General features: G+C 55.6%; 27 protein-coding genes. 18 read left to right on the top strand and 9 right to left on the bottom strand.

The window, feature by feature from the left end:
* Positions 1 to 72: 72 nt before the first annotated feature.
* The 3 genes from ACT3T6_RS16825 to mobI all read right to left on the bottom strand — a co-directional run bounded on the left by ACT3T6_RS16825 (position 73) and on the right by mobI (position 2122).
* Entirely contained in the window at positions 73 to 519 is a 447-nt protein-coding gene (locus ACT3T6_RS16825) for a hypothetical protein (RefSeq protein WP_193053908.1), read from the bottom strand.
* A 10-nt stretch (positions 520 to 529) separates the two neighbouring features.
* On the bottom strand, positions 530 to 1051 hold the full coding sequence (locus tag ACT3T6_RS16830; protein WP_192539865.1) for a hypothetical protein: 522 nt from the start codon (positions 1049 to 1051) through the stop codon (positions 530 to 532).
* Between the two features lie 507 nt (positions 1052 to 1558).
* Positions 1559 to 2122, bottom strand: a complete 564-nt coding sequence (mobI, locus tag ACT3T6_RS16835; RefSeq protein ID WP_192539864.1) for a conjugative transfer protein MobI(A/C) — start codon at positions 2120 to 2122, stop codon at positions 1559 to 1561.
* A gap of 426 nt (positions 2123 to 2548) precedes the next feature.
* Here mobI and ACT3T6_RS16840 point away from each other — a divergent pair, with 426 nt between their 5' ends.
* From ACT3T6_RS16840 to ACT3T6_RS16895, 12 genes are all read left to right on the top strand, one after another.
* The gene (locus ACT3T6_RS16840) at positions 2549 to 3559 is read left to right on the top strand and encodes a ParM/StbA family protein (protein WP_192539863.1); all 1011 of its coding nucleotides are present in this window, start codon (positions 2549 to 2551) and stop codon (positions 3557 to 3559) included.
* 69 nt (positions 3560 to 3628) lie between these two features.
* Positions 3629 to 4291, top strand: a complete 663-nt coding sequence (locus ACT3T6_RS16845) for a hypothetical protein (RefSeq protein ID WP_192539862.1) — start codon at positions 3629 to 3631, stop codon at positions 4289 to 4291.
* Between the two features lie 13 nt (positions 4292 to 4304).
* A complete protein-coding gene (gene tnpA, locus ACT3T6_RS16850) occupies positions 4305 to 4604 on the top strand; it encodes an IS200/IS605 family transposase (RefSeq protein ID WP_318782791.1) in 300 nt (99 codons plus the stop codon).
* A gap of 217 nt (positions 4605 to 4821) precedes the next feature.
* Entirely contained in the window at positions 4822 to 5079 is a 258-nt protein-coding gene (locus ACT3T6_RS16855) for a type II toxin-antitoxin system RelB/DinJ family antitoxin (protein WP_192539860.1), read from the top strand.
* Complete coding sequence (locus tag ACT3T6_RS16860) at positions 5079 to 5351, top strand: type II toxin-antitoxin system YafQ family toxin (RefSeq protein WP_192539861.1); 273 nt, start codon at positions 5079 to 5081, stop codon at positions 5349 to 5351. Before ACT3T6_RS16855 ends, ACT3T6_RS16860 begins: the two co-directional genes overlap by 1 nt.
* A 63-nt stretch (positions 5352 to 5414) precedes the next feature.
* Positions 5415 to 5585, top strand: a complete 171-nt coding sequence (gene relB, locus ACT3T6_RS16865) for a type II toxin-antitoxin system RelB family antitoxin (protein WP_225736367.1) — start codon at positions 5415 to 5417, stop codon at positions 5583 to 5585.
* A gap of 160 nt (positions 5586 to 5745) precedes the next feature.
* Positions 5746 to 6858: an RNA-guided endonuclease InsQ/TnpB family protein gene (locus tag ACT3T6_RS16870; RefSeq protein WP_074211468.1), complete on the top strand. Its 1113-nt coding sequence runs from the start codon at positions 5746 to 5748 to the stop codon at positions 6856 to 6858.
* Between the two features lie 198 nt (positions 6859 to 7056).
* Positions 7057 to 7815 (top strand): nucleotide-binding protein, encoded by a 759-nt coding sequence (locus ACT3T6_RS16875; protein WP_226913600.1) that lies wholly within the window; start codon positions 7057 to 7059, stop codon positions 7813 to 7815.
* Between the two features lie 10 nt (positions 7816 to 7825).
* Entirely contained in the window at positions 7826 to 8281 is a 456-nt protein-coding gene (locus ACT3T6_RS16880) for a conjugal transfer protein TraM (RefSeq protein ID WP_192539789.1), read from the top strand.
* A 45-nt stretch (positions 8282 to 8326) separates the two neighbouring features.
* Positions 8327 to 8701, top strand: a complete 375-nt coding sequence (locus ACT3T6_RS16885) for a hypothetical protein (protein ID WP_192539790.1) — start codon at positions 8327 to 8329, stop codon at positions 8699 to 8701.
* A 2-nt stretch (positions 8702 to 8703) separates the two neighbouring features.
* Positions 8704 to 9201 (top strand): hypothetical protein, encoded by a 498-nt coding sequence (locus ACT3T6_RS16890; protein ID WP_192539791.1) that lies wholly within the window; start codon positions 8704 to 8706, stop codon positions 9199 to 9201.
* 27 nt (positions 9202 to 9228) lie between these two features.
* Positions 9229 to 9567, top strand: coding sequence for a hypothetical protein (locus ACT3T6_RS16895; protein WP_020309013.1), 339 nt, complete (start codon positions 9229 to 9231; stop codon positions 9565 to 9567).
* 71 nt (positions 9568 to 9638) lie between these two features.
* Here ACT3T6_RS16895 and ACT3T6_RS16900 read toward each other — a convergent pair whose 3' ends face one another.
* The 4 genes from ACT3T6_RS16900 to parC all read right to left on the bottom strand — a co-directional run bounded on the left by ACT3T6_RS16900 (position 9639) and on the right by parC (position 12577).
* The gene (locus ACT3T6_RS16900; RefSeq protein WP_192539792.1) at positions 9639 to 9950 is read right to left on the bottom strand and encodes a helix-turn-helix domain-containing transcriptional regulator; all 312 of its coding nucleotides are present in this window, start codon (positions 9948 to 9950) and stop codon (positions 9639 to 9641) included.
* A 187-nt stretch (positions 9951 to 10137) separates the two neighbouring features.
* Positions 10138 to 10440 (bottom strand): hypothetical protein, encoded by a 303-nt coding sequence (locus tag ACT3T6_RS16905; RefSeq protein ID WP_192539793.1) that lies wholly within the window; start codon positions 10438 to 10440, stop codon positions 10138 to 10140.
* 212 nt (positions 10441 to 10652) lie between these two features.
* A complete protein-coding gene (locus ACT3T6_RS16910) occupies positions 10653 to 12077 on the bottom strand; it encodes a helix-turn-helix domain-containing protein (RefSeq protein WP_444625964.1) in 1425 nt (474 codons plus the stop codon).
* Between the two features lie 185 nt (positions 12078 to 12262).
* Complete coding sequence (gene parC, locus ACT3T6_RS16915; protein ID WP_193054621.1) at positions 12263 to 12577, bottom strand: ParC family partition-associated protein; 315 nt, start codon at positions 12575 to 12577, stop codon at positions 12263 to 12265.
* Between the two features lie 271 nt (positions 12578 to 12848).
* On the opposite strand from parC, the gene ACT3T6_RS16920 reads away from it, so the two are divergent.
* The 5 genes from ACT3T6_RS16920 (at position 12849) to ACT3T6_RS16940 (ending at position 15974) form a co-directional block, all read left to right on the top strand.
* Complete coding sequence (locus tag ACT3T6_RS16920; RefSeq protein WP_193054620.1) at positions 12849 to 13112, top strand: helix-turn-helix domain-containing protein; 264 nt, start codon at positions 12849 to 12851, stop codon at positions 13110 to 13112.
* 179 nt (positions 13113 to 13291) lie between these two features.
* Entirely contained in the window at positions 13292 to 14275 is a 984-nt protein-coding gene (gene trbB / locus ACT3T6_RS16925) for a P-type conjugative transfer ATPase TrbB (protein ID WP_193054619.1), read from the top strand.
* Positions 14276 to 14286: 11 nt separating this feature from the next.
* Complete coding sequence (locus ACT3T6_RS16930; RefSeq protein WP_193054618.1) at positions 14287 to 14775, top strand: TrbC/VirB2 family protein; 489 nt, start codon at positions 14287 to 14289, stop codon at positions 14773 to 14775.
* Entirely contained in the window at positions 14775 to 15089 is a 315-nt protein-coding gene (locus ACT3T6_RS16935; RefSeq protein ID WP_193054617.1) for a conjugal transfer protein TrbD, read from the top strand. The genes ACT3T6_RS16930 and ACT3T6_RS16935 overlap by 1 nt, the downstream gene beginning before the upstream one ends.
* 12 nt (positions 15090 to 15101) lie before the next feature.
* On the top strand, positions 15102 to 15974 hold the full coding sequence (locus tag ACT3T6_RS16940; RefSeq protein ID WP_226912214.1) for a hypothetical protein: 873 nt from the start codon (positions 15102 to 15104) through the stop codon (positions 15972 to 15974).
* Here ACT3T6_RS16940 and ACT3T6_RS16945 read toward each other — a convergent pair.
* Together ACT3T6_RS16945 and ACT3T6_RS16950 are read right to left on the bottom strand one after the other, a co-directional pair.
* Entirely contained in the window at positions 15966 to 16589 is a 624-nt protein-coding gene (locus ACT3T6_RS16945; protein ID WP_444625965.1) for a recombinase family protein, read from the bottom strand. The two genes, ACT3T6_RS16940 and ACT3T6_RS16945, sit on opposite strands and share 9 nt — an antisense overlap.
* Positions 16574 to 17299, bottom strand: a complete 726-nt coding sequence (locus ACT3T6_RS16950; RefSeq protein WP_024899850.1) for a class I SAM-dependent methyltransferase — start codon at positions 17297 to 17299, stop codon at positions 16574 to 16576. Before ACT3T6_RS16950 ends, ACT3T6_RS16945 begins: the two co-directional genes overlap by 16 nt.
* A gap of 140 nt (positions 17300 to 17439) precedes the next feature.
* On the opposite strand from ACT3T6_RS16950, the gene ACT3T6_RS16955 reads away from it, so the two are divergent.
* Complete coding sequence (locus ACT3T6_RS16955) at positions 17440 to 20325, top strand: Tn3 family transposase (RefSeq protein WP_140023314.1); 2886 nt, start codon at positions 17440 to 17442, stop codon at positions 20323 to 20325.
* Positions 20326 to 20464: the final 139 nt, after the last annotated feature.

Here is a 20464-nt window from a genome sequence, read left to right on the forward strand (position 1 = left end):
CAGATTTTCCTCGTTACGTTGATTTCCCTAGTAGCTTAACCAACTTTTGCGCTTGACCAAGCCGGTGCGAAATTAAGCCGCCCCCCGAGAAATTTCCAGCACCATCGACCAGGAAGACGGGAGCAGTTGCAAAGCATCCATCACGATCTGCCAATCGGATGTGGCGATAGACATACCCAGCTGATCTTCTAGCACCGATGGGCGTAGCACCTGGCGGCCCCAAAGCTGTATCCGACCACTATCGGCATCGACAACCGAATCCGAAAGCAGCGTAAGCGGAAACTGCGAAGACAGCTGATCCAGTTTGCGCTGAAGACGGGCAGCTCGCACCGCGTCTTCCCATTCGTCGTCGTCCAGGCCAAATAGCGCAACACTTTCGATGGACGGAGAATCGGACACAGCAGGGATATGTTTCGGGGCGTCCAAAAGAAGCGAGGTCGCGTACTGCAATGCAGGAGAGTCAACGCCGTACCGATCCAGAAACGCAAGCAAGTGCCTCTGTCGAGCCTGTGTCTCCATCTCGAAACCCTTACTTTAGACGATGGTAATGACGGACAAGGCCATCGCAAAATCGGCACTGCGGATACAACGCAATAGCCGAGCTATCGGCTTCACCTACAAGATCGGGAAACTCGATGCGCTCACCCATGTATTTTCGTCCTCGCTCGTCGCTCAGGCGCTTGATGAGCACGGTTGGAATGTCGAAATCCGTCGTGTCGGCAACAGGATCAGTCAGCCAGAAAGGCAGTGTCAGATCGACGATAATCCGCGTTGTTTGCAGCGGCACCTCCAGCCAGTAATGCGGCACGATGATCACGTTTTCGCCCGTTTCGTTGGTATGTAGCTCGCCAAAGAACAGCTCCTTGGGCATACCGGCGTCAGCAAAGAATGCTGCTGCTTCGTGCGCAACGTCGCCACAGTCAGCATCCTCAGTGATGTCGGGCGTCAGGTTAAAAAATGCCATAGCGATATCGTCAGCCAATATCTGCTGTTCTTCTTCAAGCCGTGACAATGCGTTTTCAGACTTATCAGCGGTTACTAATGTGAGCACAGTGCTCTCCTTGTCTCGATGTCGGGTGTCCTTTGGATTCTACGCATCCCGAAAAACCGACCAAGGCGCTGAGGGGCGGATTTCTGGTGAATTAGCTTCAGCCCACCCTCAAGGCTTAAATAAACCATAACATACGCTATAAACCTTTTAGTTTGTTATGTGGCATAATAGCTTATAAATGCTTTTTTGCAGCTTTTATGCACTGAAGTATATAAGTGCTTAAAAGTAGAATATGGATTAAAATCAATCAAAAGTTATATAAAGCTATTCTGCTCTTTATAGATTTATGAAAGCCGCTTTTTTGAAACAGGCTTTTGCAATTTTTATTTTAAAAGGAAAGCATTGTGACGGTGTTCTGTGTATGCCTGCACACGAAATTAAGACCACTTGAATGTGAAAGAGGATAAGCCTAACGAATATTATCAAATTATTCGGCGGCATGGTTTAAAAAGAGAAATTTCACCAGCAGAGGTGTTTGAGTCATGAATAAATAACTTATTAGACTATCTACTTTCTATGCGACTCAATTACCTTTTTGACCTCCTTCAACGCTGTTCGCGCTTTTGATAACTCATAAAAAATTTTTCGATTTTTGGCATGGTCTTTTTCGTGCGCCGCAACTAATTCTCGCTCCCAACTTTCAGCCCCATTAAAGTCTCGGGCGTTATAATGATGCTTACCAGACCGTTTAATATGTTTAGCGTAGTAAGTTTTACCTTTGCGCATCGAGTCAGAGTTTCGAACAAACGCATCACGGAAATAGGCGACTTCCAAGGTTCCTCGATTAACGCGAACACGGATACCGAGCTTACCTGGATCACCTGCTGCAAAACGCTCCATTTTTTCTTCCCAAAATAAGTCAGCCATCGTGCGTGAGTCCAAGGCTGCCAGATAAATCGACCGCTCAATTTCTTCAAGCATTCCATCGGCTGCATCCGACAGCGCGGCAGATACTTCAGCCAAATCAATACCCGAACGCTCGGCTTCTGCCTCGTCGTTCACAGCAAGCAACGTATGCAAATGGTCAAGCGAATAATTACTTGAACTGCTGCTACCACCATATTCTGACATCCAGATAGCCCTCCAAAGCCTCAATATCTAACAGACGCTCCCCATGAAATTACCCTGGGGGAAACCCTCGCTCCCCACAGGATATTACTTACTGGTGGAAGGTGAAACAGAAAATAGGAAAAATAGCCAATTTTTTTTAATTCTCCCCCCAACTGGGGGGAGGTGAGCAAAATTTGCCACTTCCCCCCATTACTGGTGGGAGATTACTAAATTTCTTCACTTCCCCCCATTACTGGTGGGAGATTACTAAATTTCTTCACTTCCCCCCAATATTGGTGGGAAGTGAAAAAGTAATGAGAGGGTTGAAGCATTTCTCAATGGATGCAATACTGATTTTTACAAACCTAAAAGTTTAAAATAAACTCTCTAAAGCGAAGTGACTTGCGCTTCGATTTAGCGGTTCAACAGTGAAACGTGGAGGTCTGAATGGGTACGAACGTAGGGCTGGATATCGGCTATAGCAACACCAAGCTGGTTTACTCAGGCGGCGATGAAGGGCATCAGGAGTCCATCTTTCCTGTAGGGGTGTCGCGCCTCGATCAATTCAATCGGCAGATTAAAGGCATTACCGGCGGTGATGTTGATACCACCATTGTTATGGTAGATGGCGTTGAATATGCCGCTGGTATTGCACCAGGTAAAGTGTTGGGTAGCTCACGCGATATAACGGAAAACTACATTAAAACGACGCAGTATAAGGCACTTTTCCATGCTGCGTTATTATATACAAATGATCGCCAGATAGATCGCTTAGTGACGGGGTTGCCGGTCACGCATTGGCAGAACGAAGAATTAAAAAACGATATTAAAAAGATGATGGCAGGGGAGCATCAAGTTGCTAAAAAGAGAACCGTAACCGTGGATGAAGTTGAGGTCATTCCACAACCAGGCGGTGCATTTTTAGATGCTATTCACTACGCTGAAAGTAACGACGATCAAGATACCGTAGAGGCGTTAACAGAAGGCAGTGTTATCATCATTGACCCTGGCTTTTATAGCACTGACTTTGTAGTGTTTGAAGAAGGGGAGTTAAATGCTGAGTTGTCCGGTACAACCCTTTTAGCAACGTCTCGGATTATTGATAGAGTGGCTGAATTGGTCAGTGCAGACTACGGAGCGGCACCAGGTAAGAGCCTCAAGCCTGAAAAAATTGAAAGTTTAATACGCGCAAATTTGCACATAGTACGCTATGCAGGACAGAAAATAGACATCCAACCTTACATCCAACAAAGCGCATTGGAAATCTCTCAGGCTGCTATAAGCGAAATTGCGGGTAGTATGCGAAATACGGTACTTGATACTGTTGTGGTTGCAGGGGGCGGTGGGGCATTTTTCGAACCTGAAGCGCGGCGAATTTTCTCACATTGCGAGATTATCCAGCCTTCTGATCCAGTGCTGTCCATCGCTCGGGGCTATCACGGCTGGGCCGCACGATAGCGTTTATTGGCATTACAGCTGGTGGTAGCACTGATTACCGCCAGCTTTATAATCATTGGAGAATCCGCGATGCACGACTTTCAGCAATCACAGCCGCTTGTCATCAACATCATGCTGTACCGCCGCCGCGATGGTGATCTGTACAGAGAACTTATGTCTGTCCCTAATAAATACCGTGCGGAGCGTCTGCGCAATCTCGCTAACCTATGCTGTTTGATGCGGGAAATGGGGGGCATTGCCGTTGACAGTGAGCGATTGCATTCACTCGCCGAAAGGCACTATAGCAGTATCGTCAGTGAGGACGTGGAGGATAGCGACGGAGACGAGACAGAATCTTCCATGCCGCTAAAATTGACCGTCAATTTCTACAATTATCCCGAGCTGTACCGCGACCTGGCAGCCATTCCAAACGGTAATGTTTCCAGTCGGGTAAAAGCCCTTGCGTCGGCGGGGGCATTACTCAATGATATTTCACGCTGGGCTCGCCATGCTGATAATCAAGGGCTGTCGACCCGCCCATCACAAAACCCGCAGGCACATGCTATCGTCAAAGAGCCCGTTGATCCTGGTGTGGCAAGCATAAAAGAGGAAGGCGGGGTTGAGGTGGGAGCCCAAGAAGGAAGAGCAGATACAAGTGTGGAGGCGGATGCCTCAACAGAGCCGTCAGTAGCAGATAATAAGCGGGATAACACGCCTAAAAAATCCAGTGCCATCGGCAAAATCAGAATGTAGTCACCAGACAGCCGTGTTTTGTAGCGGCTGTACTACATGCCACAAAACCAGACATCCCCATGCCACAAAACCTGGTGAAACCGATCATGTCCACTTGCTGGTGAACTACCCGCCCAAGGTGGCGATTTCAAGGCTAGTAAATAGCCTGAAAGGCGTTTCGAGTAGACGAATGAAACTACTGCACCCTGAATTGGTACAACCGGCCTACAGGAAAAATGCGTTATGGAGTCCCAGCTATTTTGCGGGAAGTGTCGGCGGAGCACCGCTGAGCGTCGTCAAGCAATACATTGAGCAGCAGACAAGGCCAGAATAGGGGACGCTTCGCGTCCCACGCTATCCATCCTCGCACTAGAAGTACGAGGTTTTTCGCGTTAACTGATAATTGCGCCTATTAATTATTTCGTGCGCACGAAATTTTATGAGCGGGGAACAGCGCAGCTCAGCCAGGTAGAGCGCCTCCAGTTGACGACGCCCCCTGATCTGCTATATTGTGGCTACATTGTAGCTACAGAGAAGAAGTGGGGGACACCATGAGTGCTGATACCGTCGTTCGAGCCCGCATCGATAGCGAAACCAAAGAACGCGCCACCGCTGCCCTGGAGGCCATGGGGTTGTCCGTATCCGATGCCATCCGCCTGCTGATGCTGCGGATCGCCGACGAGAAGCGCCTGCCGTTCGCTGTCCAGGTGCCAAACGCCTCCACGGCCAAGGCTCTGGACGAGCTGGACGCCGGCAAGGGCAAGCGCTTTGATAGCGCGGATGCGCTGTTCGAGGACCTGGGCATCTGATGCTGACCCCAGTCCGTTCCAGCCAGTTCAAACGCGATGTAAAGCGGGTCCAGAAGCGCGGCAAGGACATGGACAAGCTGCGGCGCTTGCTGGGCCTGCTGCTCGAGCAAGCTCTCTTGCCGGATGCCTACCAGGATCACCCGTTACGGGGGAATTGGAAGGGCTACCGAGATGCCCATATCGAACCCGATTGGTTGCTGCTGTATCGCGTAGAGGGCGACGAGCTACATTTGGCCCGTACCGGCAGCCATTCAGACCTCTTCCAGGAGTGATTCCGCTCCTGGAATTCAAGATTATCCGTATCGGTAAAAGGACCAGAAGAGGAGGGTGCGGCAATGCAGACACCACCAGACGACTACGCCCCACCTTATGCGCGCGAAGCGATCCTAGAGCATCTGGAAGACCTCGAGGACACCTATCTAGCAGAGCAGACGCTGGAGCGCCTGCGCCGCGGCGATGAAGCCACCCACTCACTGGACGACGTGGACAATTATCTTGAATTTTAAAAAAGTAAACCAATAGGAAGCAACAAACCGTCCAGTAAGGTAGGTTTTTATCAGTTAGCGCGGAAAACCTCGTACTTTTAGTGCGAGGATGGATAGCGCGGCGTCCGCCAGGACGCCTTGTGTTTTGCATCCTTACAATATTTCGTCTAAAGTGTAAAGCATGAAAGCCGAACGCGCCTACCAATACCGCTTCTATCCCACGCCTGAGCAAGCAGCCTTGCTGGCGCGGACGTTTGGGTGCGTGCGGTTTGTCTGGAACGCGGTGCTGCGCTATCGCACCGACGCGTTTTATCAGCGTCAGGAAAAGATCGGCTATAACGATGCCAGCGCGTTCCTAACACAGTTAAAGAAGCAGCCGGACACCGCCTTTCTAGCCGAGGTTAGTTCGGTGCCACTGCAACAATGCTTGCGCCATCAACAAAGTGCGTTCAAGCATTTCTTTGCCAAGCGGGCGCGGTACCCCAGCTTTAAATCGAAGAAGCACCGGCAGTCAGCCACCTTTGCCAGTTCGGCATTTTCGTACCGTGACGGGCAGATCACGCTCGCCAAGTGCCGTGAACCGCTAAACATCCGCTGGAGCCGCGACCTGCCTGCGGCACCGAGCACAGTGACGGTATCCAAGGATGCAGCAGGCCGTTACTTCATTAGCTGTCTGTGCAAGGTAGACACTGAGGCGCTGCCAATTACGTTCAAGATGGTCGGTATCGACCTGGGGATCAAAGACCTGTTCGTGACCAGTGACGGCCATCGGGTGAATAATCCCCGCCACACTGCCCGCTATGCCCGAAAGCTAGCGAAGGCGCAGCGGCGCCTCAGCCGTAAGCAAAAAGGCTCGAACAACCGAGCCAAGGCACGGTTAAAGGTCGCTCGCTGTCACGCCAAGATCGCTGACACGCGCCGTGACCACCTGCATAAACTCACCCGCCAGATCGTTAACGAGAACCAAGTGATTGCAGCGGAGAGTTTGCAGGTGAAGAACATGGTCAAAAACCGCCATCTCTCTAACGCCATCAGTGATGTTGGCTGGGGGGAGTTGGTTCGCCAGCTTGACTACAAGGCGGCCTGGGCGGGAAGGCAGTTTGTCCAGATTGATCGCTGGTACCCAAGCTCAAAACGCTGCCATAGCTGCGGCTTTGTGCTGGAATCACTACCGCTGAATGTTCGCACCTGGGACTGCCCAGATTGCGGTACTCAGGGCATCGACCGCGACGTGAATGCGGCCCGCAACATTCTGCAAGCAGGCACCGCGCTATTAGCCGGTGCAGATGGTTGAAAGATCATACCGAGGGGCACTCGGGAATGTACGCCTGTGGAGTTTGTGTAAGACCAGCAGTGCCAAGGCATTGAAGGCAACGAACATCGAAGCAGGAACCAGGAAGGTAACGACCTGGGAATCCCCTTCCTTTCCGCCGCAAGGCGGCAGCGCAAGCTGAGGGAGGGGAGGATGTCAATTAACAGGAGTGAACAAAATATGGCTAATAACACTACCCCTTCAACCATGAACGAACTTATCCGCCAAGTTCATTACATTCTGCAAGGTAAAGGCGGCGTCGGTAAATCGCTGATCGCGTCCGTTATCGCACAATATATCAAGGGCAAAACTCGCCCGTTGGTTGTATATGATACCGACCCGGTAAATGCCACTCTTGCCGGTTATAAGGCTCTGGATACTCAACGCCTTGAACTGATGCGCGACGGCTCGCTGGTAGAACGTAATTTCGACCGACTGATTGAACAAATCGTAGAACAAGATTCTGATTTCGTGGTCGATAACGGCGCGGCTTCGTTTATCCCGCTGTCTTACTATCTGGCAGAAAACGATGCAATTAACCTGATCGCCGAAAATGGCAAGCAGGTTTATATCCACACCGTTATTACTGGTGGGCAGGCGCTGCGCGATACTTTGGGCGGCTTTGCTTCGCTGTGCGAACAAATGCCGGGCGATGCGCGCTTGGTTGTTTGGCTGAATGAGTTCTTTGGCGACATTGAAGCCGATGGCAAAACTTTCGAGGAAATGAAAGTTTATCAAGCCAACAAAGACCGCGTGCATGGCATTGTCCGCATTGCTCGCCAGACTGGCAGCACTTACGGCGAAGACGTGAAACTTATGCTCGACAGTAAGTTGACATTTGACGAAATTCAGCAATCACCTGACTTCGGCCTTATGTCCAAGTCGCGCTTGAATAAAGTCAAGTCTTCGATCTTCCAGCAGCTCGACACGATCATCTAAGGGGGTCGTGATGATCGACTTTGACGACATACGAAAAGAGGTCGCCATACGCCACAACGTACTGCTTGGCAAGGATGACCCCATTCTTGTCACGGTCACGGTCAACGAGCTAGTGCTGGCCCGCTACCTCGATCTGATTTCCGATCAGTACGATGAAGCCAACCGCACGTTGACCGTGACGCTGCAACAGCAGGTCGAGCAGTCGAAGGAAACGGCCGGGAAGATCATCACCGACTCGGCCAACTACGTCAGCGACCAGTTGCGCCAGTCGGTTGCCGAGGTGGTCAAGGACGTAGGTAAAGACCTGCGCCGTCAGGTCGCAGAGGTGCAGGCCGCCAGCCGTGAGGCGGTGGCCAACGGCCGCGATGCGCAGGTGGCGAAGACAAGCGCGGTGGTGGCTGCCGTATTGTCCGGGGTGGCCGCACTGGTCGCCGTAGCCGCTCTGGTGGTGGTGTTACTGAAATGAGGCGGCCGGGCTTCGGCCCGGTGCCTCGACATTGAGGGAATAGGTATGGATGGCGGAATCAACCCGGCGCAGTACAGCCCGTGGGTGGTGATCCCCTTCGTTCTGGCATTGGCCGTCTGCGCTGGCTGGATCACGTGGGGCGCACTCCGCAATGGCGTGCTTCCTATTACCCCGGCAGTGTTGGCTATCGCGCTGATGGCTTCGGCCATGTGGGACAACTACACGCCCAAGCCGGACGAATGGGAGGCATTCAAGGCTGCGCACAACTGCAAGGTAGTGGGCAAAAGCGAAGGTCATAGCAACGGCGGCGTCGGCATCACTACACGCGGCAGCGTGGCGTTCATCGCAGGGGATCGGTCGCCCGATCAGACTGGCTACCTGTGCGACGACGGCGTGACGTACTGGAGAAATGAGAGGTAAAAATGAACCGGAAAGCATGTGGCAAAGCCATCAACGTGTTTTCGTCGGTCGGCGGACTGGTAGTCGCGTGGCAAGCGATCCGCTTTGCAATGGGTGACATTGGCAACGTGACGATACCTGTATTTGAGTGGTTAGCGAACACCACGCAGCCGCAGGGCAGCGTCACGCCTGCCGACGCGACAGGGCTGCTGTCGATGACAAATTTCATGCAAAGCATCATATGGTGGATTATGGGGTTCAGTGTTTGGCTGATCGCTGCCACCGTCGTGAGCGGGCTTGGTAATGTCGCAGCTCGAATAGCTACTGTAGGGTGGCAGCAGTACCTGACAGAGCAGCGCGAGGCCCACGAAGCGGCCCGGATCGCAGCAGAACGGCAGGCCCTCAAGGATCGCCGCCGCGAGCTGCGCCGGAAGGTTCTCGAAGCTCGGGAACCCCGTCGAGGATCGTCCGGCATCCTGCCATTCGTGCTCGGCGTGTTGTTTGGATCATTTTTTCTTTGACGCAACAACTACTTAGAGGGATCGCTTATGTTGGCTGCACTGTTTGAAATCCTGCTGTTCTTGATGATGGTTCCGGCCCTGATCGTGTTCGCGCTGTTCAAGATCGCCTCGGACATTGCCGACTACTTCGGGTTCTGGCTGTTCCCCGGCATCTTCGGCCTGTGGCTGGGCATCAACCTGTCGATGGTTGCGCCGTCTGATCCGAACGTGCCGTTTGAAAGCCTGATTGAAGTCATCGCGCACTCTCACATCGCCGGATTTGCCACCCCGCAAGTTCTGTTCGTGATCGGGGTTCTGTCGCTACTGGTGCCACCGGCCTGCTCGATGTTCAAGCTGATGTTCAGGGCTACGCGAGACGCCAAGTAATACAACCGGCCAGAAACAAACAAGCCCGCTCGATAGCGGGCTTTTTGTTGGGCACCAAAAGGGAAGGGTGGTCAGTGGGTCGCGGCCGCCGGTTGGATGGGCTGGATGGCCAGACGCAGGCCCATGACGCGCAGGATCGCGGTCAGGCTGCGCACCTCGGGGTTGCCCTTCTCCGACAGCGTGCGGTAGAGCTGCGACGGGTTCAGCTCGGCCGACTTGGCCACGCTGCGCACGCCGCCGAACGCCTCGGCCATCTGGCGCAGGGCAATCAACAGTTCGGCTTGCTCGCCGTCTTCAAGGATGCTGTTCAGCAGCTCGACCGCGTAGGCCGGATCGCTGCGGAAAACCTCGGCCATCGCCGCGTCGTGTGATCTGTCTTTCATCGTTCAATCTCCTGTTCGTTCCTGCCAGTCGCGCCAGTACGCGCAGGCGCGGTCAATGTCGCTGTTCTGCTTGCGCTTGTCGCCGCCGCAAAGCAGCAGTTGGTGCCAGATTTCACGTAGCAGCACCCTATGCAGTGCGACTCTACGCGATTAAATGCGATTCTGCGCGACGGTACGCGATCTAGGGTTACGGTATCGCGTGCAAGCGTTTCACCGCGTTGACGAAATCGAGGCGCAGCAAGTGCATGGCCAAATCAATCGCCCCGCCACCGCCACGGTCGGCCTGCACGTCGTACCACTTCGCCCCTGTGGCCAGCAGCTCGACCACGGCCCCCCCAAGCGAGACATGCACGCGCACTGTGTTTTTGTCCTTAACCGGCTGAAACGTGGCGTCACGCTTCCAGTACAAGCCCAACGCATCGAGCACGGCGAGCACCGGCACAATCCGCAAGTGGTTGATCCGGGCATCATCAAATCGCCTTGAGCGCATCGCTTACCACTCCCTATCGAACTGCACCGACGTTACCTGTCATCAGTGGCCAAAGCCTTCGCCCCCTGCTGGGGCTGCGCGGCCTAACGGCCTTGCGGGCTACTCGTGATATTTCATCACGGGGCTACTCCCGGCTGCGCCGATCAAAAGCACGGGGGCTTCGCCATTAGTAATACGCACGGACTTGTTACACCCCCACCCAAGGGCCTGTATCACCGCGAACGGGCCGCCGTCAAAAGCACGGGGGCTTCGCCATTAGTAATACGCACGGACTTGTTACACTCGATTTGAGGGGCTTTTAAGTACCTCGATACCGTCATAGCTGAGACACCCATTTGCTTTGCGATGGCCCGTACGCTCAATCCTTCACGGCTGAGGGCCTGTGCCTGCGCCTGCTTGGCGTTGGCGGCCTCAAGGTACGTTTGACGGTCTACCGCCCCGGCAGCGCGTCTACGGTCTTCCTCGCGCTTCCTGTGGCGTTCTGCGGCCTCGGCCTGGCTGACGATGGTCTTTAGCTGCTTCTGTTCGTCTGCGGTGATCCTGAACAGGTTAATCAGGGTGTCGTTCTTCGGCGTGTACAGCGGCGAGTAGTCCTTGCCGCCAAAGCTGACTTTCTCCCCTGCTTCGTAGGCTTTGGCCTTGCTGAACAGCGTCATAAGCTCTTTCGAGCGGCTATTCCATTGCGGATCAAGTTCGCGGGCCAGCGCGGCCCCTTCGTGGTACATCTGCTTGCTGTTGGTCGCACCGGACAAAAGCAGGAAGTTCAACCGCCAAAATAGGTGTTGCATCCTGCTGCCTTCGCCGACGCCGCCGCGCAGCTCGGCCAGCTTGCGCAGGTCTTCGAGGCGATCCCACGCAAGCTGTCGGCCGGAGAATCCGCGCAGATGGTCGGCTTTGCCGCCGGGCACCAAAAGGAAAGGCTTTCTCGTTGCGCGCTGCTGGGCCTGTTTCTGTTGCTCCTGCCGTTGCTGCTCGATAGTCCATCGGGCTGTCGGTAGCAGGGACTCGGCCAGATACTCGAAGTTGTAGCGGATAGGCTGGCCATCGTGGCCGTTTTGAACGTGAACCACTCGGCAGACTTCGCCGCTCTTGCTGTTGACTGTCTCGACGGTGCGCAGCACGCGGCTGGCGTCCTTGGCCATCGGATCGGCCCCGACGTGCGCGAGGCGATCAACAAGGTAGCGTTGGCAGGCATTCCAGCGGGGCAGGGCTTGACGTGGAATCGTGCCCTCTAACAACCACTTGGCTTGTATTCCCCGGCCGCTGTAGATCAGCACTGACGGTGGCGGTACGCCTTCCTCGGCGCAGAAGTACAGGACGGACGCGGCCAGTTGGTCAGGTGAGCGACCGGCCAGCGCGGGCACGCGGTAGGTATCAAGGTCGGTGAACAGCAAGCCCAGCCGCGAGAGGTTCACGACGCGCCGGTTGGGCCGGATGAACTCGGCCTGTGACATCCAAGTGTCGCGGGTCTTGTCCACCAAACTAAGCACGGTGGCCATGTCCGTCAAACGGTGGGAGGACTGGCGCTTGTCGCCGCGAACGTCAACCAGAAGCGAGAAAAACCCGCTCCTGTTGCTGTCGTGGTACAAGTCCGCCTCGTCCTGAGAACTGAACAGCGCAAGTTGTGAACTTGCCATAAGCTCCTGCCTTTCGGGGGCACCACACGGGCGCGCCTCTTGTCAAAGGCAAAGCGAACTACTAGAATGAACCTGAATTTACCCCACCAAGGGCGTCTGTTCCGGTTCCCGTCGCCAAACGGTTCTGTAAGTCGCTCTGCTATTCGCCAAAGCCCCGTCGCCAAACGGGGCTTTGGCATTTCTGGTCAACTAACCGCCGATGCCAATCGGCCGTTGTCACGTTTTGCTCTTGCCAAGGTGCGAGGCACCCAGCCCTGAGCGTCGGTTTCCCACTGTAAAATGCCATGCTGCACAAGTACCGACCCGGCACCGTCCAGCGATGAAAAGTAGCGCGGGCCACCACGGTACTGCCCAAGAATGCGGTCTTTCTTAGCGATCCGCAGTACCACGACTAGCCCTTTGTCGGCCTTGCCGATGGTAGCCGCGTGAACGCCACCGGCGGCCAGCACTTCCTTGAACGATACCGGGTCGATGACAGCATCAGAATCAAACGTAATCATGCCTCACCCCCTTGAGACTGTCCAGCATGGTTGGATTTTGCGAAAGTCATTATTGCATAATAGCGCATTCGTCAAAAGCGTGGTGCTGGCACCTGTGCCACTATAGTAATACTCCCTTTTTGGTGCATTCCTTGAGGTAGGCCATAGACAAAAAGGCTCCGATTCGGGCAACCTTTTTGCTAACATACGGCAATTTCATGCGCGTGTTGTGTGCCGTTTAGGTCACTACAGCCCGCTTAATTCACCATAGAAAGGGGAGGTGCCGAGCCGAATGCCTAGACGACGCGACACCGATATAGAACAAGAAACCGACGATAAACCAGTAGCGCCGGAACGCCTGATTTTTGCCAAAAACTTCAGGAAGGCCCGTATCGCTGCGAAGCTAAGTCAACGAGACGTCAGGGATAAGACGGGATTTGCGCAGTCATGGGTAAGCGAAATCGAGACAGGGAAAATGGCTATCACCATCGACAACATGGCCAAACTTGCACACTGCGTCGATATGCCCCTGTGGCAGCTTTTAGTACCCTCGTAGCACCCTCCCGCGCTTCAACACCTTTCGTCCGGTTCTGCCAACTAGACCCCACAAACCCGTGGGGTCTTTTTGCTTTTGGATACATTCGGCCTTGTTCGAGTGATAGTGTTTAGACTATCATTGCGGTGTGAGGTCTGATCGGCCTTACGCTATCGTGACAACCGGTAAGGACGAAAGGAATGGACGAAAAATCTCCCGACCCGAGAACTTCTAATCTCGCCAACCAAAGGGCCGAGCACGACCGCCGCATTGTTGAAAAGCTGCGTCGTGAACTCGGGCCGCAGGTCTGTGAGCTGCTGGAAGACTCAAAAGTAATTGAAATCATGCTCAACCCGGACGGTTCGCTTTGGTGCGAATGGCTCGGGGCACCAATGGAGCGAATCGGGACGATGGCCAAGTCGCAGGCCGAGTCGCTGATGGGCACCGTGGCGTCGTCGCTGCGTACCAACATCACGGCGGCAAACCCGATTCTTGAGTGCGAGTTGCCGCTTGACGGTTCACGCTTCGAGGCGCTGATACCGCCAGTCGTCACCGGCCCGACCTTCACCATTCGTAAGAAGGCGAGCATCGTATTCACCCTGCCCAACTACGTCAGTTCGGGGATCATGACCGAGGCGCAGTGCGCCGCGATCAAGAAAGCCGTTCGTGAACGCCGCAACATCCTTGTTGTGGGTGGTACAGGAACCGGCAAAACCACGCTCACTAACGCCATCATCTTCGAGATTGATGCCGTCACCCCTGAGCACCGTATTGTCATCATCGAGGACACGCGCGAGCTGCAATGTAGCTCCCCGAACGTAGTCCCATTGCGGGCTGTCGATCACGTCGATATGACCCGCCTTCTGAAAGCAACCATGCGCCTGCGCCCTGACCGGATTCTGGTCGGCGAGGCCCGCGACGGCTCGGCGCTTGCGTTGCTCAAGGCATGGAACACTGGCCACCCCGGCGGGGCGGCCACTGTTCACGCAAACTCGGCGAATGCTGGCCTGATCCGTATGGAACAGCTTGTGGCGGAAGCCACGGCAGCGCCGATGCAAGCACTGATCGCTGAGGCCGTCGATTTAATCATTGCGATTGAAAAGACGGCCACGGGTCGGCGCATCAAGGAAGTCGTAACCGTTAGCGGACACGACGGCACCAACTACATCACCCAACCGATATAGGAAATCATCACATGACTACAAATGCCCTGTTCGCTTCGCCTGTGGCGTCGTCGGCTCCAACCTTCGCATCGAAGGCTCGGGCCGTACTGACAAGCCCTTACTTCTGGCTGATGGCCGCTCTGTGCGTGGCCCTTCTCTTTGGTGCCGAACCCGCGCACGCGGCAAACGCCACCGAGGGCGGCGGCTCGGGTCTGCCGTGGGAAGGCCCGATTGCCAAGCTCGTCCAGTCGATCAGCGGCCCCGTGGCCTTCGGTATTGCACTGCTCGGCATCATCGCGTGCGGCGCGACCCTGATTTGGGGCGGTGAAATCTCCGAGTTTACCCGCCGCATCATCTACGTGATCCTCGTTGTCTGCATCATCGTTTTCGCCAAAAACCTGCTTACCGGCACCATGTTCTCGGGCGCAGTAATCCCGGCTGACGCAGCAATCACCGCTGACGATCTGGCCAGCGCATCGAAAGCGCAGGCCGCCGCACTGCCGGGTGCAGGGGGTCGCTAATGCAAGTCGAGGAAGCGCGTAGATTGACGCCTTTCCACCGGGCACTGCACCGGCCGCAACAGGTATGGGGTGGCGAGCGCGAGCTAATGCTGTTCTCCATGCTTGTTGCGGGCGGCCTGATCGTGTCGGCCATGAACTGGCCCGCCACGATCCTCGGAACGTGCATCTGGTTGGTTTGCGTCTACGGCCTTCGCAAGATGGCGAAGGCTGACCCGAACATGAGCAAGGTCTACGTTCGCCAGCTCAAGTACGGGAACTATTACGGGCCGTTCTCACGGCCCCATCGTGTGGCCAAGTCGCCACGTATCTACTGATAAGGAGCGGACATGCTTGCGTTAGCACCCTTCCGTAGCAAAGCCGCTGGCTTGCCCGACCTGCTCAACTACGCCGCGCTGATTGATGAAGGCGTAGTGCTGGGCAAGGACGGCTCGCTGATGGCTGGTTTCTTCTTTCGTGGTGATGATGCAGCATCCGCCACCACGTCAGAACGCAACTACCTGACCGCCTTGGTCAATCAATATCTGGCGCGCTTCGGCTCTGGTTGGTCGGTTTGGACTGATGCGTCCCGGCTGGCATCGCCGGGCTATCCGGCCCCGGATGAATCTCATTTCCCTGAGCCGATCACGGCTCTGATTGACGCCGAACGGCGGTCAACTTTCGTCAAGGATCAATCGCTATTCGAGAGTGAATATGCGCTGATTCTGACCTACCTCCCGCCAAGTCGCCGCGACTCGAAATTGGCCGAAATGGTCTACGACGATGATGGCGTAGACGACAGCGACCCGGCCGACCGCCTGCTACTGGACTTCAAGAAAAAGCTCGATGACCTGCACGATGGTGTCGGCGATCTGCTGCATATGCGCCGTATGGCGACGATTACAGTGGGCGAGGGCGAAGACGCCTATCAGAGTGATGAACTGGTGAACTACCTGCATTACACGCTGACAGACGAACCTATCGCGCTGCGTATTCCTGACTGCCCGATGTATCTGGATGCGTGGCTTGGCTATCCCACGCTGTGGCCGGGCGACACGCCCAAGGTCGGCGACAAGTTTGTGTCGTGTGTGGCTATCGAAGGTTTCCCCGGAAACTCGTACCCCGGCATTCTCGACATGCTCGACAGTCTGCCGCTGTCCTATCGCTGGTCGTCGCGGTTTATCTTGGGGGCGTTTGCGGGAGGGGGCGAAATCCTACGTTAAGCCGAGAACGCGCTTACCGTAGTCCCTTAGTTCGCCATTCGGGCCGACATAGCGATAGAGAGTGACGCGCTCGATCCCAAGTTCCTTGCAAAGATCGGAAACGGAAGTGTCGCGCTGCGCCATGGCGGCCTGTGCGAGACGGACCTGTGCTTTGGTGAGGGCAAATTTTCGGCCCCCTTTGCGACCGCGCGCTCTTGCAGCAGCGAGACCGGCCATGGTGCGCTCGCGGATCAGGTCACGCTCGAACTCGGCCAAGGTTGCGAAAATGCCGAAGACCATGCGGCCGGATGCTGTTGTGGTGTCGATCTGAGCGCCCTTTCCGGTCAGCACCCGCAAACCGATATTGCGATCAGACAGATCCTTCACCGTGTTGACCAGATGGGCAAGAGACCGCCCGAGACGGTCAAGCTTCCAGACAACCAGCACATCGCCGTCACGCAATGCTTTGAGGCAGGCGGTCAGACCAGGGCGATCCTCACGGCTGCCGGAAGCGCGATCCTCATAGATCTTGTTTTGTTCGACGCCGGCAGCGCTCAAGGCATCGCGTTGCAGGTCGAGCGACTGAGACCCATCAGCTTTGGAAATGCGTCCATAGCCGATTAACATTTCCGCCATTCCATGACCATGGTGAATGGCGTCGTGAGATACCTTTGCACCCTGTCTTGTGGACCCCTAGATGGTCTCGGTTCATCGAAGAACGTCAGTTTCAAGCCTTCATCAAGCAATGCAGACATGTAAGTGCTCAAGGGGCGATGCCAGTTTCGCACTCGCAAGCCATCCCATTCGAACCACTCTGCCCGTTCACCAAAATAGTTTCCAAGAGGATGGTACGCACGACCGTCTTCGCCTTTGATCCACCCAATTGTGCCATTGGAAGTGCAGAAACTTGTCAGGTTTGCGATCAGAATTCTTCCGCCGGGCTTGAGAATGCGAGTGGCTTCTCGAACCGCCGTGTGTATGTCGTCAATGTCGATAAGGCTCAGGTAGAATACTGCGAGGTCGAACTCTTCATCATAGAAAGGCAATTTCTCGGCAAAAGCGTTGAGATATTTACCAGCTGGATCACGGTTTCGTGCTCTTTCAATAAACGGTTCGATTGGATCAATTCCGACAGCATCGATACCGATCTCCTTTGCCATACGGCAAAACCGTCCTTCGCCGCAGCCGATATCCAACATTTTTGCCGCGCCCGACAATTCGGCTCGTTCCAGCATCGGCTTGTCGAGGATGAACTCGCGCGCGAAATCGCCGGCATCTGGCATTCTGTCGATCCACGCTTGAGAAGAGCTAAGCCAACCGTTCTCATCCGGGTCACGTTGGTTCATTGCCTGTTATTCCCTGTTACACAAACGGTGGTTTGAGGCGGTGCGTTTGCCACAAATGATTTGATCGCTGGAAATGTATCTCAACCAGCTTCATAAACAAAGCGTCTTGAACATCCTCGAATTTTGATAAAGGAACATGGATGCCGCGTCGCGTCACTCTCACTGATCGGCAAAGGGACGCGCTGCTGCGTCTGCCAATCTCGCAGGTGGATTTACTCAAGCATTATACGTTGAGTGATGAAGACCTCGGCCACATCAAGCTTCGCCGCCGTCCACACAACAGGTTCGGCTTCGCCCTGCAATTATGCGTCCTGCGCTATCCCGGTCGGGTGCTGGCACCCGGCGAACTGATTCCAGCAGAGGTCGTCGAATTTATCGGCGCACAACTCGGCTTGCATGCCGAGGATCTGGTTGACTATGCCGCCCGTGAGGAGACGCGACATGAGCATCTGGCGGAGTTGCGGGCGCTCTACGGATTCCGCACATTCTCTGGACGTGGTGCGCGCGAATTGAAGGACTGGCTGTTCCGGGAAGCCGAGATAGCGGTGTCGAACGAGGATATTGCCCGTCGCTTTGTGGCTGAATGCCGTCGCACCCGCACGGTTCTTCCCGCGACATCCACGATCGAGCGCCTCTGCGCCACGGCTCTGGTCGATGCCGAGCGGCAAATCGAGGCGCGGATTGCCGATCGGTTGTCCATGCCTATCCGGGAACAGTTACTGGCATTGCTAGAGGAGACGGCTGACGATCGGGTGACCCGTTTCGTATGGCTGCGTCAGTTCGAGCTCGGCTCGAACTCGTCGTCGGCCAACCGGCTGCTCGACCGGCTCGAGTATCTGCAACGTGTCGATCTTCCCGAGGATATGCTTGCTGGTGTTCCTGCTCATCGGGTGACGCGTTTGCGCAGGCAGGGCGAACGGTATTACGCCGACGGCATGCGTGATCTCCCGGAAGACAGGCGGCTTGCGATTCTGGCGGTGTGCGCGTCTGAATGGCAGGCGATGCTTGCTGATGCCGTGGTCGAAACCCACGACCGGATCGTCGGCCGTCTCTACCGGGCGTCGGAGCGCATTTGCCAAGCGAAGGTCGCTGACGAGGCGAACGCGGTGCGCGACACCCTGAAATCCTTCGCTGCAATTGGAGGGGCCCTGGTCGATGCACGAGATGACGGCCAGTCGCTGAACGACGTTATCGCGAGCGGATCAGGGTGGGATGGATTTAAAACTCTTGTCGCGATGGCTGCCAGGCTAACCGCCACCATGACTGCCGATCCGCTCAATCATGTGCTCGACGGCTATCACCGTTTCCGCCGGTACGCTCCTCGCATGTTGCGCTTGCTCGATTTGCGGGCTGCGCCAGTCGCGCTGCCGCTTCTAGAAGCGGTGACGGCCCTGCGTACTAGTTTGAACGATCCCGCGCTGACCTGCTTCCTGCGACCGAGCTCCAAATGGCATCGCCATCTTCGTGCCCAGACGGCTGGTGATAGTCGCCTCTGGGAGATCGCGGTGCTGTTCCATTTGCGCGATGCGTTCCGCTCCGGGGACGTTTGGCTTGCCAAGTCCCGGCGCTATGGCGATCTGAAACACGCACTTGTTCCGGCGCAAGCCGTGGCGGAAAGCGGCCGTCTCGCCGTACCATTGCGGCCGGAGGAATGGCTGGCAGACCGGCACGCTCGCCTCGACATGCGGTTGCGCGAGCTTGGCCGTGCGGCACGCTCGGGCACGATTCCCGGCGGGTCGCTCGAAAACGGCGTCCTGCATATTGAGAAGCTCGAAGCCGCCGCGCCGACAGGCGCCGAAGATCTAGTGCTTGATCTCTACAAGCAGATCCCGCCCACGCGCATCACCGATCTCTTGTTGGAAGCGGATGCAGCGACTGGCTTCACGGAAGCGTTCACGCATCTGCGCACCGGAGCGCCTTGCGCTGACCGGATCGGGCTGATGAACGTCATCCTTGCGGAGGGGGTCAATCTCGGCCTGCGCAAGATGGCCGACGCGACGAACACCCACACTTTCTGGGAGTTGATCCGCATAGGGCGATGGTATGTCGAAGGCGAAGCCTACGACCGGGCGCTGGCCAAGGTTGTCGAAGCGCAAGCGGCGTTACCCATGGCCCGGTTTTGGGGCATGGGTACGTCGGCTTCGAGCGATGGTCAGTTCTTTGTCACCACAGAGCAAGGTGAGGCCATGAATATGGTCAACGCTAAATATGGCAATACCCCGGGCCTGAAAGCCTACAGTCATGTCTCGGATCAGTATGCGCCGTTCGCAACCCAGGTGATTCCTGCAACGGCGAGCGAAGCTCCATACATCCTCGATGGTCTGCTTATGAACGATGCCGGTCGCAATATCCGCGAGCATTTCACCGACACGGGTGGCTTTACCGATCACGTATTTGCCGCATGTGCCATTCTCGGCTACCGCTTCGCCCCGCGGATTCGCGATCTTCCGTCCAAGCGGCTATATGCATTCAATCCTTCGTCCGCGCCGACGCATTTGAAGACCTTGATTGGCGGAAAGATCAATCAGGCCATAATCGAGCGGAATTGGCCTGATATCTTGCGCATCGCCGCTACGATTGCCGCTGGAAGCATCGCGCCCAGCCAAATCTTGCGTAAGCTCGCTTCCTATCCGCGGCAGAACGAACTGGCCACGGCCTTGCGCGAGGTCGGCCGCATCGAACGCACCCTGTTCATGATCGACTGGATTCTGGATGCCGATCTGCAACGCCGCGCCCAGATAGGGCTCAACAAGGGCGAGGCACATCACGCGCTGAAGCGGGCCATCAGCTTCCATCGCCGGGGCGAAATCCGCGATCGTTCCGCCGAAGGCCAGCACTACCGAATCGCTGGCATGAACCTGCTCGCGGCAATTATCATCTTCTGGAACACCATGAAGCTGGGTGAAGTCGTCGCTAACCAGAAACGCGATGGAAAACTGATATCGCCCGATGTTCTGGCTCACGTCTCACCTCTCGGATGGGAGCACATCAATCTCACCGGAGAATATCGCTGGCCAAAGTCTTAGCGTAGGATTCCGCCCCCTCCTGCAAACGACCCCAGTATGCCGCGAGCCGTGGATATGAACTCGATGTCGCCAGAACACTGGTTTGTAGTGGCTTAATGAATCCGGACACTCCATAGAGGCGCTATAGTAGCGCCATGAA

It is taken from the genome of Halomonas sp. 72, assembly GCF_052379785.1.
GTDB lineage: Bacteria > Pseudomonadota > Gammaproteobacteria > Pseudomonadales > Halomonadaceae > Vreelandella > Vreelandella citrativorans.

Bases quoted from the DNA above. Each gene is read 5' to 3' on its own strand.
- mobI (WP_192539864.1), bottom strand. From the start codon at position 2,122: ATGTCAGAATATGGTGGTAGCAGCAGTTCAAGTAATTATTCGCTTGAC.
- parC (WP_193054621.1), bottom strand. From the start codon at position 12,577: ATGATTACGTTTGATTCTGATGCTGTCATCGACCCGGTATCGTTCAAG.
- ACT3T6_RS16855 (WP_192539860.1), top strand. From the start codon at position 4,822: ATGAGTGCTGATACCGTCGTTCGAGCCCGCATCGATAGCGAAACCAAA.
- ACT3T6_RS16930 (WP_193054618.1), top strand. From the start codon at position 14,287: ATGACTACAAATGCCCTGTTCGCTTCGCCTGTGGCGTCGTCGGCTCCA.
- ACT3T6_RS16910 (WP_444625964.1), bottom strand. From the start codon at position 12,077: ATGGCAAGTTCACAACTTGCGCTGTTCAGTTCTCAGGACGAGGCGGAC.
- relB (WP_225736367.1), top strand. From the start codon at position 5,415: ATGCAGACACCACCAGACGACTACGCCCCACCTTATGCGCGCGAAGCG.
- ACT3T6_RS16940 (WP_226912214.1), top strand. From the start codon at position 15,102: ATGCTTGCGTTAGCACCCTTCCGTAGCAAAGCCGCTGGCTTGCCCGAC.
- ACT3T6_RS16900 (WP_192539792.1), bottom strand. From the start codon at position 9,950: ATGAAAGACAGATCACACGACGCGGCGATGGCCGAGGTTTTCCGCAGC.
- ACT3T6_RS16890 (WP_192539791.1), top strand. From the start codon at position 8,704: ATGAACCGGAAAGCATGTGGCAAAGCCATCAACGTGTTTTCGTCGGTC.
- ACT3T6_RS16860 (WP_192539861.1), top strand. From the start codon at position 5,079: ATGCTGACCCCAGTCCGTTCCAGCCAGTTCAAACGCGATGTAAAGCGG.
- ACT3T6_RS16895 (WP_020309013.1), top strand. From the start codon at position 9,229: ATGTTGGCTGCACTGTTTGAAATCCTGCTGTTCTTGATGATGGTTCCG.
- ACT3T6_RS16885 (WP_192539790.1), top strand. From the start codon at position 8,327: ATGGATGGCGGAATCAACCCGGCGCAGTACAGCCCGTGGGTGGTGATC.
- ACT3T6_RS16950 (WP_024899850.1), bottom strand. From the start codon at position 17,299: ATGAACCAACGTGACCCGGATGAGAACGGTTGGCTTAGCTCTTCTCAA.
- ACT3T6_RS16880 (WP_192539789.1), top strand. From the start codon at position 7,826: ATGATCGACTTTGACGACATACGAAAAGAGGTCGCCATACGCCACAAC.
- ACT3T6_RS16920 (WP_193054620.1), top strand. From the start codon at position 12,849: ATGCCTAGACGACGCGACACCGATATAGAACAAGAAACCGACGATAAA.
- ACT3T6_RS16955 (WP_140023314.1), top strand. From the start codon at position 17,440: ATGCCGCGTCGCGTCACTCTCACTGATCGGCAAAGGGACGCGCTGCTG.
- ACT3T6_RS16935 (WP_193054617.1), top strand. From the start codon at position 14,775: ATGCAAGTCGAGGAAGCGCGTAGATTGACGCCTTTCCACCGGGCACTG.
- ACT3T6_RS16840 (WP_192539863.1), top strand. From the start codon at position 2,549: ATGGGTACGAACGTAGGGCTGGATATCGGCTATAGCAACACCAAGCTG.
- ACT3T6_RS16945 (WP_444625965.1), bottom strand. From the start codon at position 16,589: ATGGCGGAAATGTTAATCGGCTATGGACGCATTTCCAAAGCTGATGGG.
- ACT3T6_RS16870 (WP_074211468.1), top strand. From the start codon at position 5,746: ATGAAAGCCGAACGCGCCTACCAATACCGCTTCTATCCCACGCCTGAG.
- trbB (WP_193054619.1), top strand. From the start codon at position 13,292: ATGGACGAAAAATCTCCCGACCCGAGAACTTCTAATCTCGCCAACCAA.
- ACT3T6_RS16875 (WP_226913600.1), top strand. From the start codon at position 7,057: ATGGCTAATAACACTACCCCTTCAACCATGAACGAACTTATCCGCCAA.
- ACT3T6_RS16905 (WP_192539793.1), bottom strand. From the start codon at position 10,440: ATGCGCTCAAGGCGATTTGATGATGCCCGGATCAACCACTTGCGGATT.
- ACT3T6_RS16845 (WP_192539862.1), top strand. From the start codon at position 3,629: ATGCACGACTTTCAGCAATCACAGCCGCTTGTCATCAACATCATGCTG.
- ACT3T6_RS16825 (WP_193053908.1), bottom strand. From the start codon at position 519: ATGGAGACACAGGCTCGACAGAGGCACTTGCTTGCGTTTCTGGATCGG.